Raw genomic sequence first — 18,625 nt, forward strand, 5'->3', positions numbered from 1 at the left:
CCTCCTCAGCTCAGGCGCAGGCGGCTGGCGCCGACCAGCCAGCTATAGATCAGGTACAACAGCACGGTCGCCAGCAGCAACAGCCCGCCCAGCGCAGTGGCCATGCCCCAGTTGATGCTGGTGTTGGTGTAGAAGGCAACGAAGTAGCTGACCATCTGGTCGTTCGGGCTACCCAGCAACGCCGGGGTGATGTAGTAACCAATGGCCAGGATGAACACCAGCAGGCAGCCGGCACCCACACCCGCGTAAGTCTGCGGGAAGTACACCCGCCAGAAGCTGGCGAACGGGTGGCAGCCCAGCGAGATCGCCGCACGCATGTAGGTAGGCGAAATGCCCTTCATCACGCTGTAAAGCGGCAGGATCATGAACGGCAGCAGGATATGCACCATGGAGATGTACACGCCAGTGCGGTTGAACACCAGTTCCAGCGGCTGGTCGATGATGCCCATGGCCATCAGTGCACTGTTAATCAGGCCACCCGATTGCAGCAGCACGATCCACGCCGCCACCCGCACCAGGATTGAGGTCCAGAACGGCAGCAGTACCAGAATCATCAGCAGGTTGCTCTGCCGGGTCGGCAGGTTGGCCAGCAAGTAGGCCAACGGGTAGGCCAGCACCAGGCAGATGGCGGTGATCACTACACCCATCCACAGGGTACGGGCAAAAATGTCCAGGTAAATGGCCTGGTCCGGGGTGGCCTTGGCCAGTTCGCCAAGGTCGTCGATGCGGTGGTCGACAGAGGCCAGCAGGTAGAACGACGTCACCGAACTGGTATTGCGGCGTATTGCCTGCCAGTAGGCCGGATCGCCCCAACGCTCGTCGACGGCCTGCAACGCGTCTTTATAAGAGGCAGGCTCAGCCTTGAATGGCAGCGCCCGGGCTGTCTTGGTCAACAAACTGCGGTAGCCGGCCAGTTCCATGTTCAAGCGCTTGGAAAGGTCGCCAAGGGTCTGGTTCTTGCGCGACTCGGCCAGGTCCTGGCTCAGTGCCTTGTACACGTCCTCACCGGGCAGGCTCTTGCCATCCCACTGGCTGATGACTTCGACCGTGCGCGGCAGGCCACCGACCACTTCCGGGTTGCCGACGCTCTTGTACAGCAGCGCTGCGATCGGCACCAGGAACACCAACAGAAGAAACAGCGCCAGCGGCGCGATCAACGCCTGCGCCTTCCAGCGGTTGACCCGCTCGGCGTGCTTCAGGCGCTGCTTTAGACTTGGACCTGCGCCTTCATTGAGGGGCACTGCAATGGCCATGGCGAACTCCGCGATACGAACTGAAATTGGGGCTGCTGCGCAGCCCCCTTACGCCGGTGGCTTACTTCTTCGCCGCCCAGGCGTTGAAGCGTTGCTCCAGCTGCTCGCTGTTGTCAGCCCAGAAGGCCACATCGATCTGCACCTGGTTGGCGATGTTCTCAGGCGTGGTCGGCATGTCCTTCTTCACCTCGTCCGACAGCAGGCTCACAGCCTTGGAGTTGGCCGGGCCGTAGGCGATGTTTTCGGAGTAGATCTTCTGCTGCTCGGGCTTGACGCTGTAGGCGATGAACTTCTTCGCCTCATCGGCGTTCTTGGCACCTTTAGGAATCGCCCAGGCATCGAAGTCGTAGATGCCGCCGTTCCACACCACCTTGAGGTTGCTCTCTTTCTGCACGGCGGCAATACGCCCGTTGTACGCAGAACTCATGACCACGTCGCCCGAGGCCAAGAACTGCGGTGGCTGTGCACCCGCTTCCCACCATTGGATGCTGGGTTTGAGCTCATCGAGTTTCTTGAAGGCGCGGTCCTGGCCTTCCTTGGTTGCCAGCACTTTGTAGACGTCCTTGGGCGCAACGCCATCGGCCATCAGTGCGAATTCCATGGTGTACTTGGCGCCCTTGCGCAGGCCACGCTTGCCCGGGAACTGCTTGGTGTCCCAGAAATCGGCCCAGCTGGTGGGTGCGGTTTTCAGCTTGTCGGCGTTGTAGGCCATGACCGTGGACCATACGAAGAAGCCCACGCCGCAAGGCTGGATGGCCCCGGGCACATAGTCGGCCTCATCACCGAACAGTGCCGGGTCGAGCTCTTCGAACATGCCCTCGTCGCAACCACGCGCCAGCTCTGGCGACTCAACCTCTACCAGGTTCCACGACACACTCTTGGTGTCAACCATCGCCTTGACCTTGGCCATTTCGCCGTTGTACTCACCGGCGACGATCTTGCCATTACCTGCCTTTTCCCACGGTTCGTAGAACGCTTTGACCTGGGCTGCCTTGTTGGCACCCCCGAACGAGATCACGGTGAGGTCTGCGGCCATGGCCTGGCCAGCGGCGAACAGCCCCAAGGCCAGGGCGGTCAGTTTCAACTGCTTGCGCATTCTTATTCTCTCCACAGTACAGGGTTGGTGAAGCAATCCATCAATGGGCTTCGGCAATCGGATCGAGCGCGCGGGCGTGCTCCACCTCCCAGCCCAGCGGTACCACATCGCCCACGGCCAAGGCCGGGTCGAGCTCGGCAATCGGCTGTTTCACAAAGAAGTCGCCCTTGCCGCAAACCTCCAGGCGCACCCGCACGTGGTCGCCCAGGTAAATGAATTCGGCCACCCGGCCAGAGAAGCGGTTGACGCAGCTTTCGCTGTGGCCGTTCAGGCGCACGCGCTCCGGGCGGATCGACAGGGTTACCGGCTCGCCGGCCTGGCCCACATTCACCGCCAGCGCCTCCACCCGCTCGCCGCGCGGCAGTTGCACCTGGCAGCGTTTGCCATCGCTGGCCAGCAAAGTGCCGTTGATGCGGTTGTTCTCGCCGATGAAGTTGGCGACGAAGGTGTTGCACGGTTCCTCGTAGAGCGTGCGCGGGTCGGCGATCTGCTGGATTTCGCCCTGATGGAACACCGCCACGCGGTCGGACATGGTCAGCGCTTCACCCTGGTCGTGGGTCACGTAGACCACGGTCACGCCCAGGCGCTGGTGAATGTGCTTGATCTCCATCTGCATGTGTTCACGCAGTTGTTTGTCCAGCGCGCCCAGCGGTTCGTCCATCAGCACCAGCTGCGGCTCGAACACCAGCGCCCGGGCCAAGGCCACACGTTGCTGCTGACCACCGGACAGCTGCCCGGGGTAGCGCTTGGCGAAGGCATCTAGCTGGACCATGTTCAGCACGCGCTTGACCCGCTCGCTGATGTCGGTCTTGCTCAGGTTGCGCACGGTCAGCGGAAAGGCCAGGTTCTCGGCCACGGTCATGTGCGGGAACAGCGCGTAGTTCTGGAACACCATGCCGATGTCGCGCTTGTGCGGCGGCACGTTGTTGATCGAGCGCCCGGCCAGCTGGATTTCCCCTGCGGTGGGTGTCTCGAAGCCGGCCAGCATCATCAGGCTGGTGGTCTTGCCCGAGCCGGACGGGCCGAGCAGGGTGAGGAATTCGCCTTTGCGGATATCCAGGTTGAGGTCTTTGACGATCAGCGACTCGCCGTCGTAGCTCTTCTGCACACCACGGAAGCTGACCAGCGTTTCGCTGGTTGCAGCGTTCGACTTCGCCTCGCTCATGCCTGCACCTTTTTGTTGGATGACTGCGTAGGCAAAAGAGTAGAAGAGGCGCAAGCGCCCGAAAATCGGGGGTGCTGAGAGAATGCCATCATCCGGTTGGAAGATTTGTTGTAGGGATTGCCCTACAAAGATGGCGCATTCAGGACATACACATCCCCGTGTAGGAGCGGCCTTGTGTCGCGATGGGCTGCGAAGCAGCCCCTTGGGCCTCAGCTTAAGTGCACACATTGCTGGGGCTGCTCTGCAGCCCTATCGCGACACAAGGCCGCTCCTACAAAAGACCGAGCAAGCCAGGTGTATGTCGCAATCAGACCAGCTTGTGCTCCATGGCGTACTTCACCAGCTCCGCCAGCGAGTTCACTTTCAGCTTCTGCATCAGGCGCGCCTTGTGCGTGCTGATGGTTTTGCTCGACAGCGCCAGCTGCTGGGCAATGTCGTTGACGTTGGCGCCCTGGGCCAGGCGCTCGAACACCGAGAACTCGCGCTCCGACAGCAACGTGTGCAACGGCCGGGACTCGGTCAGGCCCACTTCGAAGACCATGCGGTCGGCCAGCGAAGGGTCGATGTAACGCCCACCACCCGCCACCCGCCGGATCGCGGTCAACAACAGCGCCGGGTCACTGTCCTTGGTGGCATAGCCCGCCGCGCCAGCCTTCAGCGCCCGCGCCGCCATCTGCGCCTCATCGTGCATCGACAACATCAGGATTGCCGGCGCATCGTGCAGTGCACGTATCCGCGGGATCGCCTCCAGGCCATTCACGCCCGGCATGGAGATATCCAGCAATACCACTTCGCACGGCGTATGACGCAGGGTTTCAAGCAACTGCTCGCCGTTACCGGCCTCCCCCACCACCTGCATGTCCTTGGCCAGGCCAATCAGCTGCTTGATGCCTTCACGGACAATGGTGTGGTCTTCGGCCACCAGCACTCGAATCACGATCGTTCTCCTACTCCAACGGTATGGCCACGCTCAGGCTGGTGCCCTCGCCCGGCTCACTGTCCAGCGCCATGCTGCCCCCCAGCATCAACACCCGCTCACGCACGCCCACCAGGCCAAACGAGGTGGGCCGGGGCTGCTCGCGGCAAAAGCCTTGGCCATCGTCGCTGACAGTCATGCGCAACTGCCCGTGCTCATGCACCAGCTCAATCTCCACGCTGTGTGCCTGGGCATGGCGCATCACGTTGGTCAGCGCCTCCTGCAGAACACGAAACAGCCCAGTGGCCTTGGCATCGCTCAATGCTGGCAGATTATCCGGCACTTGCACCAGACAAGGGATCTGCGTGCGCGCCTCAAAGCGTCGTGCCTGCCACTCGATTGCCGAGGCGATGCCCGCATCAAGGATGGGCGGGCGCAAGGCCGTCGCCACGTCGCGCACCAACTGGAACAGCTGGGCAATCAAGCGTTTCATGCTGGCCAGTCGCTCGTTCAGGCCGGGGTCCAGCTCGGCAAAGGCAAGCTCGCACATCGATACCTCCAGCTTGAGCACCGTCAGCATCTGCCCCAGTTCATCGTGCACTTCCCTGGCGATGCGGGCCTTTTCCTCCTCCCGCACACTTTCCAGGTGGGCAGACAGCTCGCGCAGCTGCTCCTGAGACTTGCCCAAGGCCATTTCCGCGCGCTTGCCCTGGGTGATGTCCCACACCACACCGTCCCATACCACCTGGCCGTTGGCCAGGCGCCGGGTACTGGCCTTGATGTCGGCCCAGCGCTGCTCGCCCTGGCGGGTGAGGATGCGCCCCTGCCACGACCAGTCCTGGTCACTGGCCAGGGCAAGGTCCTGCACCCGGTGATAATCCGCACGATCATCCGGGTGCACCAGGTTGCGCAGGCCCATCTGGGGGTGCTGGATTTCGACAGGCGAATAGCCCACCAGCGCCTCGCTGCCTTCACTGATATAGGGGAATTCCAGATCGCCTTCGGCCGGGTCGCGCTCCAGCCGAAACACCAGCCCTGGCACGTTCCCGGCAATGCCCTTGAGCCGCGCCTCGCTTTCACGCAGCGCAGCCAGGGCACGATGGCGCTCAGTGACGTCGGCGAGGTACACCACCAGGTATTCGGAATCACGAAAACGCAGAAAGCTCAGTGACAGCTCGACTGGCAGCAAGCTGTGGTCGGCCCGTCGGCACTGCGTCTCGAACTGGCCTACACCACCTGCCCCCGTACGCGCGCCCCTCCACAGTTCCAGCCAGCGGTCCATGTTCAGGTTGGGTTCGAAGTCGCTCAGCGGCCGCTCCAGCAGCGCACCCTCGGCGTACCCCAACATGCGCTCGGCGGCGTGGTTGGCGTAGCGCACGTGGCTGTCCCAGTTGACCCAGAGAATGCCCACCGTGCTCTGGTCGATGGCGAACTGGCTCAGGCGCAACGCCTCTTCTCGTACTTGCCGTTCCATCAGGGTTTCCCGCGTCGCCAGCAGGCTGCGCTCCAACTGGCGCTGCTGCCGGCGCTGCCACACCAGGGTGGCCAAAGCGCACAGCAGCAACATGCCAAACAGCAAGGCCAGGTTCTGCCAGAAACCGGGCGACTCACTCAGGCGCGGGTACTTGGGCTGCAACCAGCGCTGGTGCAGTTGCTCCAGCTGCTTGGCCGGCAGCGCCTGCAAGCCCCGCTCAAGCACATCGGCAAGCACTGGCCAGTCACGCCGCGAGCCAATACGCAGCAGCTGAGGCAGGCCGATATCACCCACCACCGCCAGCTCGCCAAACTCGCTTTCGCGTGACAAGCGGCTGAGCTGGGCTTCATCCAGCACCGCGAAACTGGCCTGGCCACCCACCACCAATTGCAGCGCTTCGCGCTCGCTGGGTACCCCCTGCAAGTTCAGGTTGCCGTAGTTGCCACGCAGGTAATCCGCCAGCTGGCTGGGCATACGCACCGCCACGCGCTGTTCGGCCTCAAGTTTTTCCAGCTCCACGGCCATGGCACCGGTTCGCGGCCCCACCACCAGCTGCGGCACGCGCATGTACGGGTCGCTGAACAACCACAGGCGCAGGCTGGCTGGCGTCTGTGTAAGGCCTGGGGCAAAGTCGACTTCCCCGGCTTGCAAGGCATGCTCAAGGCTGGCCTGGTCGGCAAAATTGCGCCAGGTAAGGTCAAGCCGCAGCGCCTGCGCCAGGCTGTCCACCAGTTCCACATTGGCCCCGTACAGCTGCTGCAGACGCCGGTCGAACTGGGCGTAAGGTGCTTGCAGCACCAGGCCGACACGCAAGCTGCGGTGCGTGTCCAGCCACTGCTGCTGCGCAGGTTCCAGCACCACGGCGGGCACCACCTCGGGCCTGGCCAATGCAATCAAGGGCAGCCACAAGCAGCCGATAACCAACAGGCGACGCACTCGCTTCATCTAAACGCTCGTCTTGGCAAAGGCGGCCATGCAGCATGGCCGTCACGGGCAAATACTATTAGGCTGCCGGTATCATTCTGGCCCCGGGTTGACTCATGTCCACACTTTATCGCACGACGCTGGCAATGTGCTGCCTGGCCTCGCTCCTTCCACTCGGTGCCTTGGCCGCCGATGCCGAAAAGCCACCCACTACCACCGAGGCACCGGCCACCGAGGTGCCGCGCCCGCCCCTGCTGGAACGCAGCCAGGAGGATGCCCAAGCGCTGGAGCGGCTGGTGCCCAAGACCGAACAGCAGACATTGCAGGCCGGCGCCGACAGTTTCCTGGCCTTGTGGAAGCCGGCCAATGACAGTGACCCGCAAGGCGCGGTGATCATCGTCCCGGGTGCGGGCGAAACGGCCGACTGGCCAAATGCCGTAGGCCCCCTGAGGCAGAAATTCCCCGATGTCGGCTGGCACAGCCTGAGCCTGAGCTTGCCAGACCTGCTGGCCGACAGCCCGCAGGCGCGGGTCGAGGCCAAACCCCCGGCCGAGCCTGCGAAAGACCAGGGCGAAAGTGCCCCGGCCAAGGACGCGCCGGCCGACGCCAACGCGAATGTTGCCCAGGCCACGGCGGCGGATGCCGACACGGCGGAAAGTACCGACGCCGAACAGGCCAGCGATCAGACCGACCCCGCAGATGCAGAACGCATCTTTGCCCGGCTGGATGCCGCCGTGGCATTCGCCCAGCAGCACAATGCCCGCAGCATCGTGCTGATCGGGCATGGCAGCGGCGCCTACTGGGCAGCCCGCTACCTGAGCGAAAAGCAGCCACCGCAAGTGCAGAAACTGGTGATGGTTGCCGCGCAGACACCGGCACGGGTGGAGCATGACCTGGAAAGCCTGGCACCCACCTTGAAGGTGCCGACTGCCGACATCTACTACGCCACCCGCAGCCAGGACCGCAACGCAGCCCAGCAGCGCCTTCAGGCCAGCAAGCGGCAGAAAGACAGCCAGTATCGGCAGTTGTCGTTGATTGCCATGCCGGGGAACAAGGCGGCCGAGCAGGAGCAGTTGTTCCGCCGGGTGCGGGGGTGGATGAGCCCACAGGGCTGATCCGAGATCGCCAGGGGCGCGTTGCGCCCCTTTCGCGACGCAAGGCCGCTCCCACATGCTCGCGCAAAGGCTCGGGAATGTGCTGTACCTGTGGGAGCAACTGTCTTGCTCAATTTCTAAAGGCTGGCGCGAATCCCTGTGGGAGCGGCCTTGTGTCGCGATGGGGCGCAACGCGCCCCCGCTTTTACAGGCCGCGGCGCTTGCGGATCATGGCGTAGGCCTGGTGCAACTCACGGGTACGCTCGGTGGCTTCACGCACCTGTGCCTCGCTGGCACCAGTGCCCGCCAGCTTGTCAGGGTGGTGGCGGCTGACCAGCCGCCGGTAGGCCTGTTTGACCTTGCCGGCATCGGTATCCGCCTCTACCGCCAGCAGGCGCAGCGCCGCCGCATAGGTCATGGCCACCCCATCCGTCCCGGCTGCCTTGCGCGGCTCGTACTCCAGCGACATGGCCTGCACCTGGCGTCGGCTCAGGCCTAGCTTTTGCCCCCAGTCCAACAGCAGCTCGCGCTCCTTGTTACCCATCTTGCCGTCGGCCCACACCATGCGCCAGCAGGCACGCAAGGTGCCTTCCGCCGCATGCGGCTGTTGGCGGATGCGACGCAAGTGGCTACCCAGCTTGTCCTTGCCTGCTTTGCCGCGGTTGAATGCGGCTATCGCACGCAACCGGGCCGCTTCGGCCAGGTCCAGGCGCACCATTTCCTGACGCGCCTGCTGGATATGCTGCTCACCCACCCGGCCATCGCACTTGGCCAGGCGCCCGAGCATCACGAACAGCAACTCGTCATCGCGCATGGACGGTCGCCCGCCCAGGCGCTCGCGCATGTCATCCCAGCCTTCCAGGCGCAGGCGGCGGTCCAGGGCCTGCCCGAGCAACACGCCAAGCAAGGCGCCCGGAATACTGGCCACGGCAAAGCCGGCTCCGGCGCCAATCAGTGTGCCTGGCCACCACATGTCAGGCGCACTCGCCAATCAAGCGCTCGGCCTCGGCCAGGCGCTCTAGCGTGCCCACGTCCACCCAGTGCCCGCGGTAGTGCTCACCGCTGACCTGCCCTGCCGCCATGGCCTGGCGCAGCAGCGGTGCCAACTTGAATGCACCGGGCTGGCAGCCGTCAAAAAGTGCCGGGTGCAGCACCGAAAGGCCGCTGAAGGTCAACGTGCCAGGCGCGTCATCGCCATCGACGACCTGCTCGCCTGCCAGGCGGAAGTCACCGCGGCCGTGATGGCCAGGGTTGTCGACCAGCACCAGGTGGGCCAGCCCCTGCAGCGGGGCTTGCAAGCGTGCGAAATCGTAGTCGGTCCAGACATCGCCGTTCACCAGCAGGAATGGCGCGTCACCGAGCAATGGCAAGGCCTTGAAGATGCCGCCACCCGTTTCCAGCGGCTCGCCTTCAGGCGAATAGCGGATGCTCAGGCCAAAACGGCTGCCGTCACCCAGGTGGTCTTCAATCATCTGGCCGAGCCAGGCGTGATTGATCACCACTTCGGTAATGCCCGCCGCCGCCAGGGCGCGCAGGTGGTACTCGATCAGTGGCTGGCCAGCCACCGGAACCAATGGTTTGGGGGTATGCAGGGTCAACGGGCGCATGCGCTCGCCCTTGCCCGCTGCCAAAATCATTGCCTTCATGCACGCGCTCCGGCCTGCAACTGCGCAATCAGCTCACCCAACTCCGCCAATTCGGGTCGGCGGCTGATCACTTCTTCTATATAGGCGAAGAAACGCGGCACGTCGCCCAGGTAACGGGGTTTGCCGTCGCGGTGGCAGATGCGGGCGAAAATGCCGATCACTTTCAGGTGACGCTGCACGCCCATCAGGTCGCTGGCACGCTGGAACGCCTCGAAATCGGCCTGCACTGGAATACCGGCAGCCTGCGCCTTCTGCCAATAATCGCGCAGCCAGCCTTCAATCCGTGGTTGCGGCCAGCTGAGGAAGGCGTCCTTGAACAGGCAGGTAATGTCGTAGGTGACCGGGCCGTACACCGCGTCCTGGAAGTCCAGCACGCCGGGGTTAGGGGTGCTCTGCATCAGGTTACGCGGCATGTAGTCACGGTGCACCAGCACCTTGGGCTGGGCCAGGGCACTGTCGATCAGCAACTGGCTGACACGCTGCCAGCTAGCCTTCTGGGCATCGTTGAAGGCCAGGCCCAGTTCACGCCCCACATACCACTCAGGGAACAGTTCCACTTCACGGCGCAGCAGCGCATCGTCGTAGCTGGGCAGCGGCGCATCCATCGGCAGGCGCTGGAAGGCCAGCAAAGCCTCGATGGCGTCGGCGAACAGGCCATCAGCGTTGTCAGCATCAATCACATCAAGGTATGTCTGATGACCCAGGTCGCCCAGCAGCAGGAAGCCGCGCTCCAGGTCCTGGGCGTGGATCAGCGGCACATGTACGCCGGCGCTTGCCAGCAGGTGGTCAATGGCGACGAACGGTCGGCAGTTTTCCTGCGGGGGTGGCGCATCCATGATCACGAAGCTGTGGCCAGCCCCCTGCCAGCGGAAGTAGCGGCGGAAGCTCGCGTCACTGCTGGCAGCCGTCAAGCTGCCTGCAGGCACTTCGCCCCAGGCGTTGTTGCGGAAAAGATCATTGAGCTGCTCATCGAGCCAGACCGTCAGTTGTTGCAGGCGTACATCGTGTTCAGGCATTACAAGGGTCTCCGACGGCCCTAGCCGTCAAGCGGGTCATGCTTTATTATCCAGCATCTTTTTCAGACCATCGAGAGGCGTGCGGCCCCACACGCGGGCAGATGGCACGCAGGAAGCCCGGACTAATAAGATGGCATTGAAATCCCCCGCGTTTCGTAGAAAGTTTCCGTTGCTGGTAACCGGCGGTCTGCTGGCCCTGCAACCTCTGGCCACCTCATACGTAGTGGCAGCCGAACAATTCGACTGCCAAGTGTCCGCCTCCGGTGGTTGGGACTGCAAGCCCAAGGCACCAGTCAACAACCTGCCGCCGCGCCCGGTGCACGAAGGTGCGGCCGTCAGTTCCGGCACAGAAGCCGCGAGCGAAGGCGAAACCGCGGACCGGCCGATGCTGGTCACCGAGGCCAAAGGCCGTGCCCTGAAGTCGCGCAGTGAAGACTACAGCCACCTGGACTGGGTTCCGCGTGAAAAGCTCACTGCCGCACAGCTGGCCGAAACCGGCCCGTACTGCGGTGGTGCGTACGTAGAGCCAACCCGCCCGGGCATGGCCGACACCACGCCGAAGGACGAGTCGCCGACCTACATCAACGCCAAGGTGTCCAAGTACCAGCAGGAGCAGCAGATCGCTACCCTCGCCGGTGACGTGGTGATGCGCCAGGGCAGCATGCAGGCCGAAGCCGACGAGGCCAACCTCTACCAGACCGAAAACCGTGGCGAGCTCAAGGGCAACGTCAAGATCCGTGACAACGGCTCGCTGGTGGTCGGTGACGAGGCACAGATTCAGCTCGACACGGGCGAAGCCCAGGTCGACAACGCCGAATACGTGATGCACAAGTCGCACATCCGCGGCAGCGCCCTGTACGCCAAGCGTGGCGAAAACGCCATCATCCGCCTGAAAGACGGTACGTACACCACCTGCGAACCGGGCAGCAACGCCTGGCAGTTGAAGGGCAACAACATCACCCTGAACCCGGCCACCGGTTTCGGTACCGCGACCAACGTTACGCTGCGGGTCAAGGATTTCCCGGTGTTCTACACACCGTACATCTACTTCCCGATCGACGACCGTCGCCAGTCCGGCTTCCTGCCGCCATCGTTCAGCAGCAGCAGCGACACCGGCTTCATGCTGGTCACGCCGTACTACTTCAACCTGGCGCCCAACTACGACGCCACGTTGTACCCGCGTTACATGACCAAACGCGGCCTGCTGATGGAAGGCGAGTTCCGCTACCTGACCCCTTCCAGCGAAGGCCAGTTCGGTGGCGCGTACCTGAACGACAAGAACGACGACCGCAAAGACCAGACTGACTACAAAGAACAGCGCTGGATGGTCAACTGGCAGCACAAGGGCGGGCTGGACGAGCGCCTGATGGCCGAGGTGGACTACACCGACATCAGTGACCCGTTCTACTTCCAGGACCTGGAATCCGACCAGATCGGTGTTGAAAGCCGGGACCTGCTGAACCAGCAGGGTGCCCTGACCTACCGTGGCGACAGCTACACCGCGCGCCTGAATGTGCATGCCTACGAGATGGCGACCATCTCGCAGATCACGCCGTATGATCGTCTGCCGCAGATTACCTTCAATGGTAAATTGCCGTTCGAGCCGGGCGGGTTGAACCTCGCCTATGAATCTGAAGCCGTTCGCTTCGATCGTGACCTGAAGAACGACCTTGTTTTCAATAAGGATGGCGAGGCAGACAGGACTGCTGGAGTCGTCATCGATCCGGTCACCAACGCGGTACTGGGGGGACGGCGACTTGATGAAAATATTTCAGGCATCGCACGGGCAAATGGCACCCGCCTGAACGTTGCCCCATCCATAAGCCTACCGATGGAAGCCAGTTACGGCTTTATTACGCCGAAGCTGAAGTATGCCTATACGCATTACGATCTGGATCTCGACAGCAAAGGTAAGGCTGAAGCAATTACCCAGTCTGCCAACCCTGCTTATGGCAGCTATAACAGCACGCTGAACCGCGATGTCCCGATTTTCAGCGTTGATAGTGGATTGTACTTCGACCGTAACACGTCGATGTTCGGCACGAGCTACAAGCAGACGCTTGAGCCGCGAATGTTCTACCTCTATGTACCTTACAAAGACCAGCGAGACATCCCGCTGTTCGACTCGGGTGAAACGCTGTTCAGCTACGATTCGTTGTTCCGCGACAACCGCTTCAGCGGCACCGATCGCATCGGCGACGAGAACAAGCTGTCCCTGGGCGTGACCACTCGCTGGATCGAGGACAACGGCTTCGAGCGCCAGAATTTCAGCATCGGTCAGGCGTATTACTTCAAGGACCGCAAAGTCCAGTTGCCAGGCATCAACTACAAGACCCGCACCGACTCGCAATCGGACGTGTCGCCGTACGCCCTGGTGTACAACTACTACTTCAACCGCGACTGGCGCTTCAATTCGGACTTCAACTGGGACCCGGACAGCCGCAGCACCCGTTCGGGCAGCGCGATGTTCCACTACCAGCCTGAAGACAACCCGAACAAGGTGGTCAACCTCGGTTATCGCTACCGCAACGACACCATTTCCTACGATTCCCAGACCGGTACCTGGAAAGTGGGCGGTGGGGACTATGGCGTTCCAGGCAGCGAGAACTACATCAAGGACTACTACAAGATCCAGCAGCATGACTTCTCGGTCATCTGGCCGATCGTTCCGCAGTGGAACGTCATCGCCCGCTGGCAGCATGACTACAACCGCAACCGCACCCTGGAAGCCATGGGCGGTTTCGAGTACGACAACTGCTGCTGGAAGCTGCGCCTGATCAACCGTTACTGGATCGATTACGACGACTTCAGCCAGGCACTTCCGGCGAACGAAAAAGGCGACCACGGTATCTTCCTTCAGATCGTTCTGAAAGGCCTCGGTGGCGTAGTGGGCAACAAGGTCGAATCTTTCCTCGACCAAGGCATTCAAGGTTACCGTGAACGTGAAGACCAAGCTTATTGATCGTCTGCGCCCAGTGTTGCTGGGCGCCGCTTTGCTGAGTGGCGCGGTGCATGCCGCGGTACAACCTCTTGATCGCGTGGTGGCCATCGTCGACAACGACGTGGTCATGCAAAGCCAGCTGGACCAGCGTGTCCACGAGGTCCAGCAAACCATCGCCAAGCGCGGCGGCGGCGTACCGCCGACCGGCGCGCTTGAACAGCAGGTACTGGAACGCCTGATCGTCGAGAACCTGCAACTGCAGATCGGCGAGCGCTCCGGCATCCGCATCACCGACGAAGAGCTGAACCAGGCCATTGGCACCATTGCCCAGCGCAATGGCATGTCGCTGGACCAGTTCCGCGCCGCGCTGGCCCATGACGGCCTGTCGTTCGACGACGCCCGCGAGCAGGTCAAGCGCGAGATGATCATCAGCCGCGTGCGCCAGCGCCGCGTGGCCGAGCGCATCCAGGTATCGGAGCAGGAAGTGAAGAACTTCCTCAACTCCGACATGGGCAAGATGCAGATGTCGGAAGAGTACCGTCTGGCCAACATCCTGATTCCTACCCCGGAAGGCGCCAATTCGGAAGCCATCCAGGCGGCCGCCCGCCAGGTTGGCGATGTGTACCAGCAGCTCAAGCAAGGTGCGGACTTCGGCCAGTTGGCCATTGCCCGCTCCGCCAGCGAAAACGCCCTGGAAGGCGGCGAAATGGGCTGGCGTAAAGCTGGCCAGCTGCCACCTGACTTTGCCAAGATGCTCAGCAGCATGCCGGTGGGTGAAATTACCCAGCCGATCCGCATTCCCAACGGCTTCATCATCCTCAAGCTTGAGGAGAAGCGCGGCGGTAGCGAAAACGTGCTGCGTGACGAAGTGCATGTACGCCACATCCTGATCAAGCCAAGCGAAATCCGCAGCGATGCGGCCACCGAGCAACTGGCCGAGCGCCTGTACGATCGCATCAAGAACGGCGAAGACTTCGGCGAACTGGCGAAGAGTTTCTCGGAAGACCCAGGTTCGGCGCTTAACGGCGGCGACCTCAACTGGGTAGACCCGAACAGCCTGGTACCGGAGTTCCGCGAACAGATGGCCGACGCCCAGCAAGGCGTAGTGACCAAACCGTTCAAGACCCAGTACGGCTGGCACGTTCTGGAAGTGCTGGGCCGCCGCGCCACCGACAGCACCGAGCAGGCTCGCGAACAGCAGGCACTGAGCGTACTGCGTAACCGCAAGTACGACGAAGAGCTGCAAACCTGGCTGCGCCAGATCCGCGACGAAGCCTACGTTGAAATCAAGCTGCCTGGCGCTGACCAGGCCGCCCAGTGAAGCCCCTGCGCTTTGCCGTCACCCCCGGCGAGCCGGCCGGCATAGGCCCCGACCTGTGCCTGCTGCTCGCCACAGACGCCCAGCCCCACCCCCTGATCGCCATCACCAGCCGTGACCTGCTCGCCGAGCGGGCCGCGCAGCTGGGGCTGGCTGTCAGCCTGCTGCCGGTAGCGCCGGGCCAATGGCCCGACCAGCCTGCGCCAGCGGGTAGCCTGTACGTCTGGGATACTCCCCTGGCGGCCCCGGTAGTGCCAGGCCAGCTCGACAAGGCCAATGCCGCGTTCGTGCTCCAAACCCTGACCCGTGCCGGGCGGGGCTGCCTGGACGGGCATTTCGCCGGGATGATCACCGCCCCTGTACACAAAGGCGTGATCAACGAGAGCGGTATCGCCTTCTCCGGGCATACCGAGTTCCTTGCCGAGCTGACCCACACCGCACAAGTGGTGATGATGCTGGCCACCCACGGCCTGCGCGTGGCCCTGGTGACCACGCACCTGCCGCTGCGTGATATAGCCGACGCCATCACTGCCGAGCGCCTGGAACGTGCAACCCGTATCCTGCATGCCGACATGCGCGACAAGTTCGGCATTGCCAACCCGCGCATCCTGGTGTGCGGCCTCAACCCGCATGCGGGTGAGGGCGGCCACCTTGGCCGCGAGGAAATCGACATCATCGAGCCGACCCTGGCCCGCCTGCGCGCCGAAGGCATGGACCTGCGAGGGCCGCTGCCGGCCGATACCCTGTTTACCCCCAAATATCTGGAGCACTGCGACGCGGTGCTGGCGATGTACCACGACCAAGGCCTGCCCGTACTCAAGTACAAAGGCTTCGGTGCTGCGGTCAATGTGACCCTGGGCCTGCCGATCATCCGCACGTCGGTTGACCACGGCACCGCCCTGGACCTGGCCGGCACCGGCAAGGTCGACACCGGCAGCCTGCGCGTCGCGCTGGAAACCGCCTACCAGATGGCCGAGAACCGACCATGAACGAGCAATACCAACACCGGGCGCGCAAGCGCTTCGGCCAGAACTTCCTGCACGACGCCGGCATCATCGACCGCATCCTGCGCGCCATCCACGCCAAGGCCGGCGAACACCTGCTGGAAATCGGCCCGGGCCAGGGCGCCCTGACCGAAGGCCTGCTGGGCAGCGGCGCACAGCTGGACGTGGTGGAACTGGACAAGGACCTGGTGCCGATCCTGCAACACAAGTTTGCTGGCCGCAGCAACTTCCGCCTGCACCAGGGCGACGCCCTGAAGTTCGACTTCAACCAGCTGGGCGTACCGCCGCGCAGCCTCAAGGTGGTGGGCAACCTGCCCTACAACATTTCCACCCCGCTGATTTTCCACCTGCTCAGCCATGCCGGGCTGATCCGCGACATGCACTTCATGTTGCAGAAGGAAGTGGTCGAGCGCATGGCTGCCGGCCCGGGCGGCGGTGACTGGGGGCGGTTGTCGATCATGGTGCAGTACCACTGCCGGGTCGAGCACCTGTTCAACGTAGGCCCAGGCGCCTTCAACCCACCGCCGAAGGTAGACTCGGCCATCGTCCGCCTGGTGCCGCACGAAGTGCTGCCGCACCCGGCCAAAGATGCCAAGTTGCTGGAGCAGGTGGTGCGCGAGGCGTTCAACCAGCGCCGCAAGACCCTGCGCAACACCATGAAAGGCCTGCTCGACAGCGCGGCCATCGAGGCGGCCGGTGTGGATGGCAGCCTGCGCCCCGAACAACTGGACCTGGCGGCCTTTGTGCGCCTGGCTGACCAGCTGGCTGATCAGCAGCAAGCCTGATTCAGCCTGTACCGGCCTCTTCGCGGGCTTGCCCGCTCCCACAGTTACACCACTACCTTCAAATGTGGTGAGATCCTGTGGGAGCGGGCAAGCCCGCGAAGAGGCCGGTACATCCATCCTCACCCTCAAGCCCCTACACCGCTGGCCCTCCCCCCTCCCAATGGCCTAGACTGCATTATTGCGTCAGCTCGCCCAAGGCCCTTGCATGTCCGACCCCCGCTATCAAATCGACGTCAGCGTCGTGACCCGCTACCTGAAAGAACAATCCGACCCCGAAAACGATCGTTTCGCGTTCGCCTACACCATTACCGTGCAGAACAATGGTTCGATCACGGCCAAGTTGCTGTCGCGCCACTGGCTGATCACCAACGGCAATGGCGAAGTCGAGGAAGTGCGCGGTGCTGGCGTAGTCGGCCAGCAACCCAACATCGACCCGGGGCAGAGCCACACCTACAGCAGTGGCGCAGTCATCAGCACCCGCGTGGGTACCATGCAGGGCAGCTACCAGATGTTCGCCGAAGACGGTAAGCGCTTCGACGCCGAGATCGCCCCCTTCCGCCTGGCGGTACCCGGGGCCTTGCACTAATGGCCACGTATGCCGTGGGCGACCTGCAAGGCTGCTTGCAACCGCTCAAGTGCTTGCTCGAACGCGTCAGTTTCAACCCGGCAGTCGACCGCCTGTGGCTGGTCGGCGACCTGGTCAACCGCGGCCCCGAATCACTGGAAACCCTGCGTTTCCTGTATTCGATCCGCCAGTCACTGGTCTGCGTGCTGGGCAACCATGACCTGCACCTGCTGGCCACCTGGCACAACGTCGAGCGACTGAAAAAAAGCGACACCCTGCGCGAAATCATCGAAGCGCCCGACGCCGACCAGCTGTTCGACTGGCTGCGCCAGCAAAAACTGCTGCATTACGACGAGGCACGCGGTATTGCCATGGCGCACGCCGGCATCCCGCCACAGTGGACGCTCGGTCAGGCTCTTGGTCTTGCGGCCGAGGTGGAAGAAGTACTACGCGACGATGGCCGCCTGAAGCTGTACCTCGACGGCATGTACGGCAACGAGCCGAACAAGTGGAGCAATAAACTCACCGGCATCGAACGCCTGCGGGTCATTACCAACTACTTCACACGCATGCGCTTCTGCACCGCCGAGGGCAAGCTCGACCTCAAGAGCAAAGAAGGGCTGGGCAGCGCGCCCAAGGGCTACAAACCCTGGTTTGCCCACAAGGACCGCCGCTCGCGGCATGTGAAGATCATCTTCGGCCACTGGGCGGCCCTCGAAGGCCGCGTCGACGAGCCCGGCGTCATCGCCCTGGACACCGGCTGCGTGTGGGGCGGCGCCATGACCCTGTATAACGTCGACAGCGGCGAATATTACCGCTGCGAATGCGCCGACGACGGCACCCTGCGCCAGCCGGCACAACCCACTACACTCAATGACCACACCTGAAGGAAGTAGTACCCATGAGTGAATTCAAGCGCATCCCTCCCGAGCAGGCCTTGGAGCTTCGCAAGCAAGAAGGTGCGGTCGTGGTCGATATCCGTGACTCGCAAGCCTTCGCTGCCGGCCACATTACCGGCGCCCGGCATCTGGATAACCATTCGGTTGCCGAGTTCATCCGCAATGCCGACCTCGACGCCCCCACCCTGGTGGTCTGCTACCACGGCAACTCCAGCCAGAGCGCTGCCGCCTACCTGGTAGGCCAGGGCTTCTCCGACGTGTACAGCGTCGACGGCGGCTTTGAACTGTGGCGCACCACCTACCCGGCCGAGACAGCCCAAGGCGCTGCCGAATAAATATTTTCATTTTTACTGCAGCCCGCGCCCTGTGCGGGCTTGCGGCTTATCTGACGAACGGTCGTTCGTAACTTCTGCCCACCTCGCCCCTTGACCTTGCAGATAACCAACTACGCTTAAGCTCAGGCCATCCAAAAAAGGGGAGAGCCGGTACACCGGCGTGCGGGTCATCGGTAGCGTTACAGGGTGTTCTG

At 62.9% G+C, this 18,625-nt stretch carries 16 protein-coding genes; 8 read left to right on the forward strand and 8 right to left on the reverse strand.

Annotation, left to right across the window (positions count from 1 at the left end; translation table 11 throughout):
• Positions 1–5 precede the first annotated feature (5 nt).
• The 5 genes from ACQKPZ_RS21785 to ACQKPZ_RS21805 all read right to left on the reverse strand — a co-directional run bounded on the left by ACQKPZ_RS21785 (position 6) and on the right by ACQKPZ_RS21805 (position 6,849).
• On the reverse strand, positions 6–1,253 hold the full coding sequence (locus ACQKPZ_RS21785) for an ABC transporter permease (protein WP_286112131.1): 1,248 nt from the start codon (positions 1,251–1,253) through the stop codon (positions 6–8).
• Positions 1,254–1,314: 61 nt separating this feature from the next.
• Entirely contained in the window at positions 1,315–2,349 is a 1,035-nt protein-coding gene (locus tag ACQKPZ_RS21790; protein WP_427542065.1) for an ABC transporter substrate-binding protein, read from the reverse strand.
• A gap of 40 nt (positions 2,350–2,389) precedes the next feature.
• The gene (locus tag ACQKPZ_RS21795) at positions 2,390–3,514 is read right to left on the reverse strand and encodes an ABC transporter ATP-binding protein (RefSeq protein WP_012270208.1); all 1,125 of its coding nucleotides are present in this window, start codon (positions 3,512–3,514) and stop codon (positions 2,390–2,392) included.
• A 307-nt stretch (positions 3,515–3,821) separates the two neighbouring features.
• Positions 3,822–4,454 carry a response regulator gene (locus ACQKPZ_RS21800; RefSeq protein WP_177313735.1) on the reverse strand — a complete coding sequence of 211 codons (633 nt, stop codon included), beginning with the start codon at positions 4,452–4,454 and terminating at the stop codon, positions 3,822–3,824.
• Positions 4,455–4,461: 7 nt separating this feature from the next.
• A complete protein-coding gene (locus ACQKPZ_RS21805) occupies positions 4,462–6,849 on the reverse strand; it encodes a PAS domain-containing sensor histidine kinase (protein WP_427542068.1) in 2,388 nt (795 codons plus the stop codon).
• A 95-nt stretch (positions 6,850–6,944) separates the two neighbouring features.
• Here ACQKPZ_RS21805 and ACQKPZ_RS21810 point away from each other — a divergent pair, with 95 nt between their 5' ends.
• Positions 6,945–7,943 (forward strand): alpha/beta hydrolase family protein, encoded by a 999-nt coding sequence (locus ACQKPZ_RS21810; RefSeq protein ID WP_427542071.1) that lies wholly within the window; start codon positions 6,945–6,947, stop codon positions 7,941–7,943.
• Between the two features lie 184 nt (positions 7,944–8,127).
• On the opposite strand, the gene ACQKPZ_RS21815 is transcribed toward ACQKPZ_RS21810, so the two are convergent.
• Genes ACQKPZ_RS21815 through ACQKPZ_RS21825 form a run of 3 tightly spaced genes read right to left on the reverse strand, consistent with a single transcriptional unit; the run spans position 8,128 to position 10,584 of the window.
• Positions 8,128–8,895, reverse strand: a complete 768-nt coding sequence (locus ACQKPZ_RS21815) for a TerB family tellurite resistance protein (protein WP_427542074.1) — start codon at positions 8,893–8,895, stop codon at positions 8,128–8,130.
• A gap of 1 nt (position 8,896) precedes the next feature.
• On the reverse strand, positions 8,897–9,568 hold the full coding sequence (gene murU, locus ACQKPZ_RS21820) for an N-acetylmuramate alpha-1-phosphate uridylyltransferase MurU (RefSeq protein WP_427542077.1): 672 nt from the start codon (positions 9,566–9,568) through the stop codon (positions 8,897–8,899).
• Positions 9,565–10,584: an aminoglycoside phosphotransferase family protein gene (locus ACQKPZ_RS21825; protein ID WP_427542080.1), complete on the reverse strand. Its 1,020-nt coding sequence runs from the start codon at positions 10,582–10,584 to the stop codon at positions 9,565–9,567. Before ACQKPZ_RS21825 ends, murU begins: the two co-directional genes overlap by 4 nt.
• Before the next feature lie 130 nt (positions 10,585–10,714).
• On the opposite strand from ACQKPZ_RS21825, the gene ACQKPZ_RS21830 reads away from it, so the two are divergent.
• The 7 genes from ACQKPZ_RS21830 (at position 10,715) to glpE (ending at position 18,431) form a co-directional block, all read left to right on the forward strand.
• Positions 10,715–13,546 (forward strand): LPS-assembly protein LptD, encoded by a 2,832-nt coding sequence (locus ACQKPZ_RS21830; protein ID WP_427542083.1) that lies wholly within the window; start codon positions 10,715–10,717, stop codon positions 13,544–13,546.
• Positions 13,527–14,846: a peptidylprolyl isomerase SurA gene (surA, locus tag ACQKPZ_RS21835; RefSeq protein ID WP_427542086.1), complete on the forward strand. Its 1,320-nt coding sequence runs from the start codon at positions 13,527–13,529 to the stop codon at positions 14,844–14,846. The genes ACQKPZ_RS21830 and surA overlap by 20 nt, the downstream gene beginning before the upstream one ends.
• Positions 14,843–15,832: a 4-hydroxythreonine-4-phosphate dehydrogenase PdxA gene (gene pdxA / locus ACQKPZ_RS21840; protein ID WP_427542089.1), complete on the forward strand. Its 990-nt coding sequence runs from the start codon at positions 14,843–14,845 to the stop codon at positions 15,830–15,832. The genes surA and pdxA overlap by 4 nt, the downstream gene beginning before the upstream one ends.
• On the forward strand, positions 15,829–16,632 hold the full coding sequence (rsmA, locus tag ACQKPZ_RS21845; RefSeq protein ID WP_391135852.1) for a 16S rRNA (adenine(1518)-N(6)/adenine(1519)-N(6))-dimethyltransferase RsmA: 804 nt from the start codon (positions 15,829–15,831) through the stop codon (positions 16,630–16,632). Before pdxA ends, rsmA begins: the two co-directional genes overlap by 4 nt.
• Before the next feature lie 205 nt (positions 16,633–16,837).
• Positions 16,838–17,218, forward strand: coding sequence for a Co2+/Mg2+ efflux protein ApaG (apaG, locus tag ACQKPZ_RS21850; protein ID WP_391135855.1), 381 nt, complete (start codon positions 16,838–16,840; stop codon positions 17,216–17,218).
• The gene (locus tag ACQKPZ_RS21855) at positions 17,218–18,084 is read left to right on the forward strand and encodes a symmetrical bis(5'-nucleosyl)-tetraphosphatase (protein ID WP_427542092.1); all 867 of its coding nucleotides are present in this window, start codon (positions 17,218–17,220) and stop codon (positions 18,082–18,084) included. Before apaG ends, ACQKPZ_RS21855 begins: the two co-directional genes overlap by 1 nt.
• Before the next feature lie 14 nt (positions 18,085–18,098).
• Positions 18,099–18,431: a thiosulfate sulfurtransferase GlpE gene (glpE, locus tag ACQKPZ_RS21860; protein WP_009685234.1), complete on the forward strand. Its 333-nt coding sequence runs from the start codon at positions 18,099–18,101 to the stop codon at positions 18,429–18,431.
• The last annotated feature ends 194 nt before the right edge of the window (positions 18,432–18,625 follow it).

The sequence above is a fragment of the Pseudomonas sp. NPDC089547 genome, assembly GCF_050280665.1.
Classification (GTDB): Bacteria; Pseudomonadota; Gammaproteobacteria; order Pseudomonadales; family Pseudomonadaceae; genus Aquipseudomonas.

Coding starts and splice junctions, on each gene's coding strand:
- ACQKPZ_RS21785 (WP_286112131.1), bottom strand. CDS start 1,253: ATGGCCATTGCAGTGCCCCTCAATGAAGGCGCAGGTCCAAGTCTAAAG.
- ACQKPZ_RS21790 (WP_427542065.1), bottom strand. CDS start 2,349: ATGCGCAAGCAGTTGAAACTGACCGCCCTGGCCTTGGGGCTGTTCGCC.
- ACQKPZ_RS21795 (WP_012270208.1), bottom strand. CDS start 3,514: ATGAGCGAGGCGAAGTCGAACGCTGCAACCAGCGAAACGCTGGTCAGC.
- ACQKPZ_RS21805 (WP_427542068.1), bottom strand. CDS start 6,849: ATGAAGCGAGTGCGTCGCCTGTTGGTTATCGGCTGCTTGTGGCTGCCC.
- ACQKPZ_RS21810 (WP_427542071.1), top strand. CDS start 6,945: ATGTCCACACTTTATCGCACGACGCTGGCAATGTGCTGCCTGGCCTCG.
- ACQKPZ_RS21815 (WP_427542074.1), bottom strand. CDS start 8,895: ATGTGGTGGCCAGGCACACTGATTGGCGCCGGAGCCGGCTTTGCCGTG.
- murU (WP_427542077.1), bottom strand. CDS start 9,568: ATGAAGGCAATGATTTTGGCAGCGGGCAAGGGCGAGCGCATGCGCCCG.
- ACQKPZ_RS21825 (WP_427542080.1), bottom strand. CDS start 10,584: ATGCCTGAACACGATGTACGCCTGCAACAACTGACGGTCTGGCTCGAT.
- ACQKPZ_RS21830 (WP_427542083.1), top strand. CDS start 10,715: ATGGCATTGAAATCCCCCGCGTTTCGTAGAAAGTTTCCGTTGCTGGTA.
- rsmA (WP_391135852.1), top strand. CDS start 15,829: ATGAACGAGCAATACCAACACCGGGCGCGCAAGCGCTTCGGCCAGAAC.
- apaG (WP_391135855.1), top strand. CDS start 16,838: ATGTCCGACCCCCGCTATCAAATCGACGTCAGCGTCGTGACCCGCTAC.
- ACQKPZ_RS21855 (WP_427542092.1), top strand. CDS start 17,218: ATGGCCACGTATGCCGTGGGCGACCTGCAAGGCTGCTTGCAACCGCTC.
- glpE (WP_009685234.1), top strand. CDS start 18,099: ATGAGTGAATTCAAGCGCATCCCTCCCGAGCAGGCCTTGGAGCTTCGC.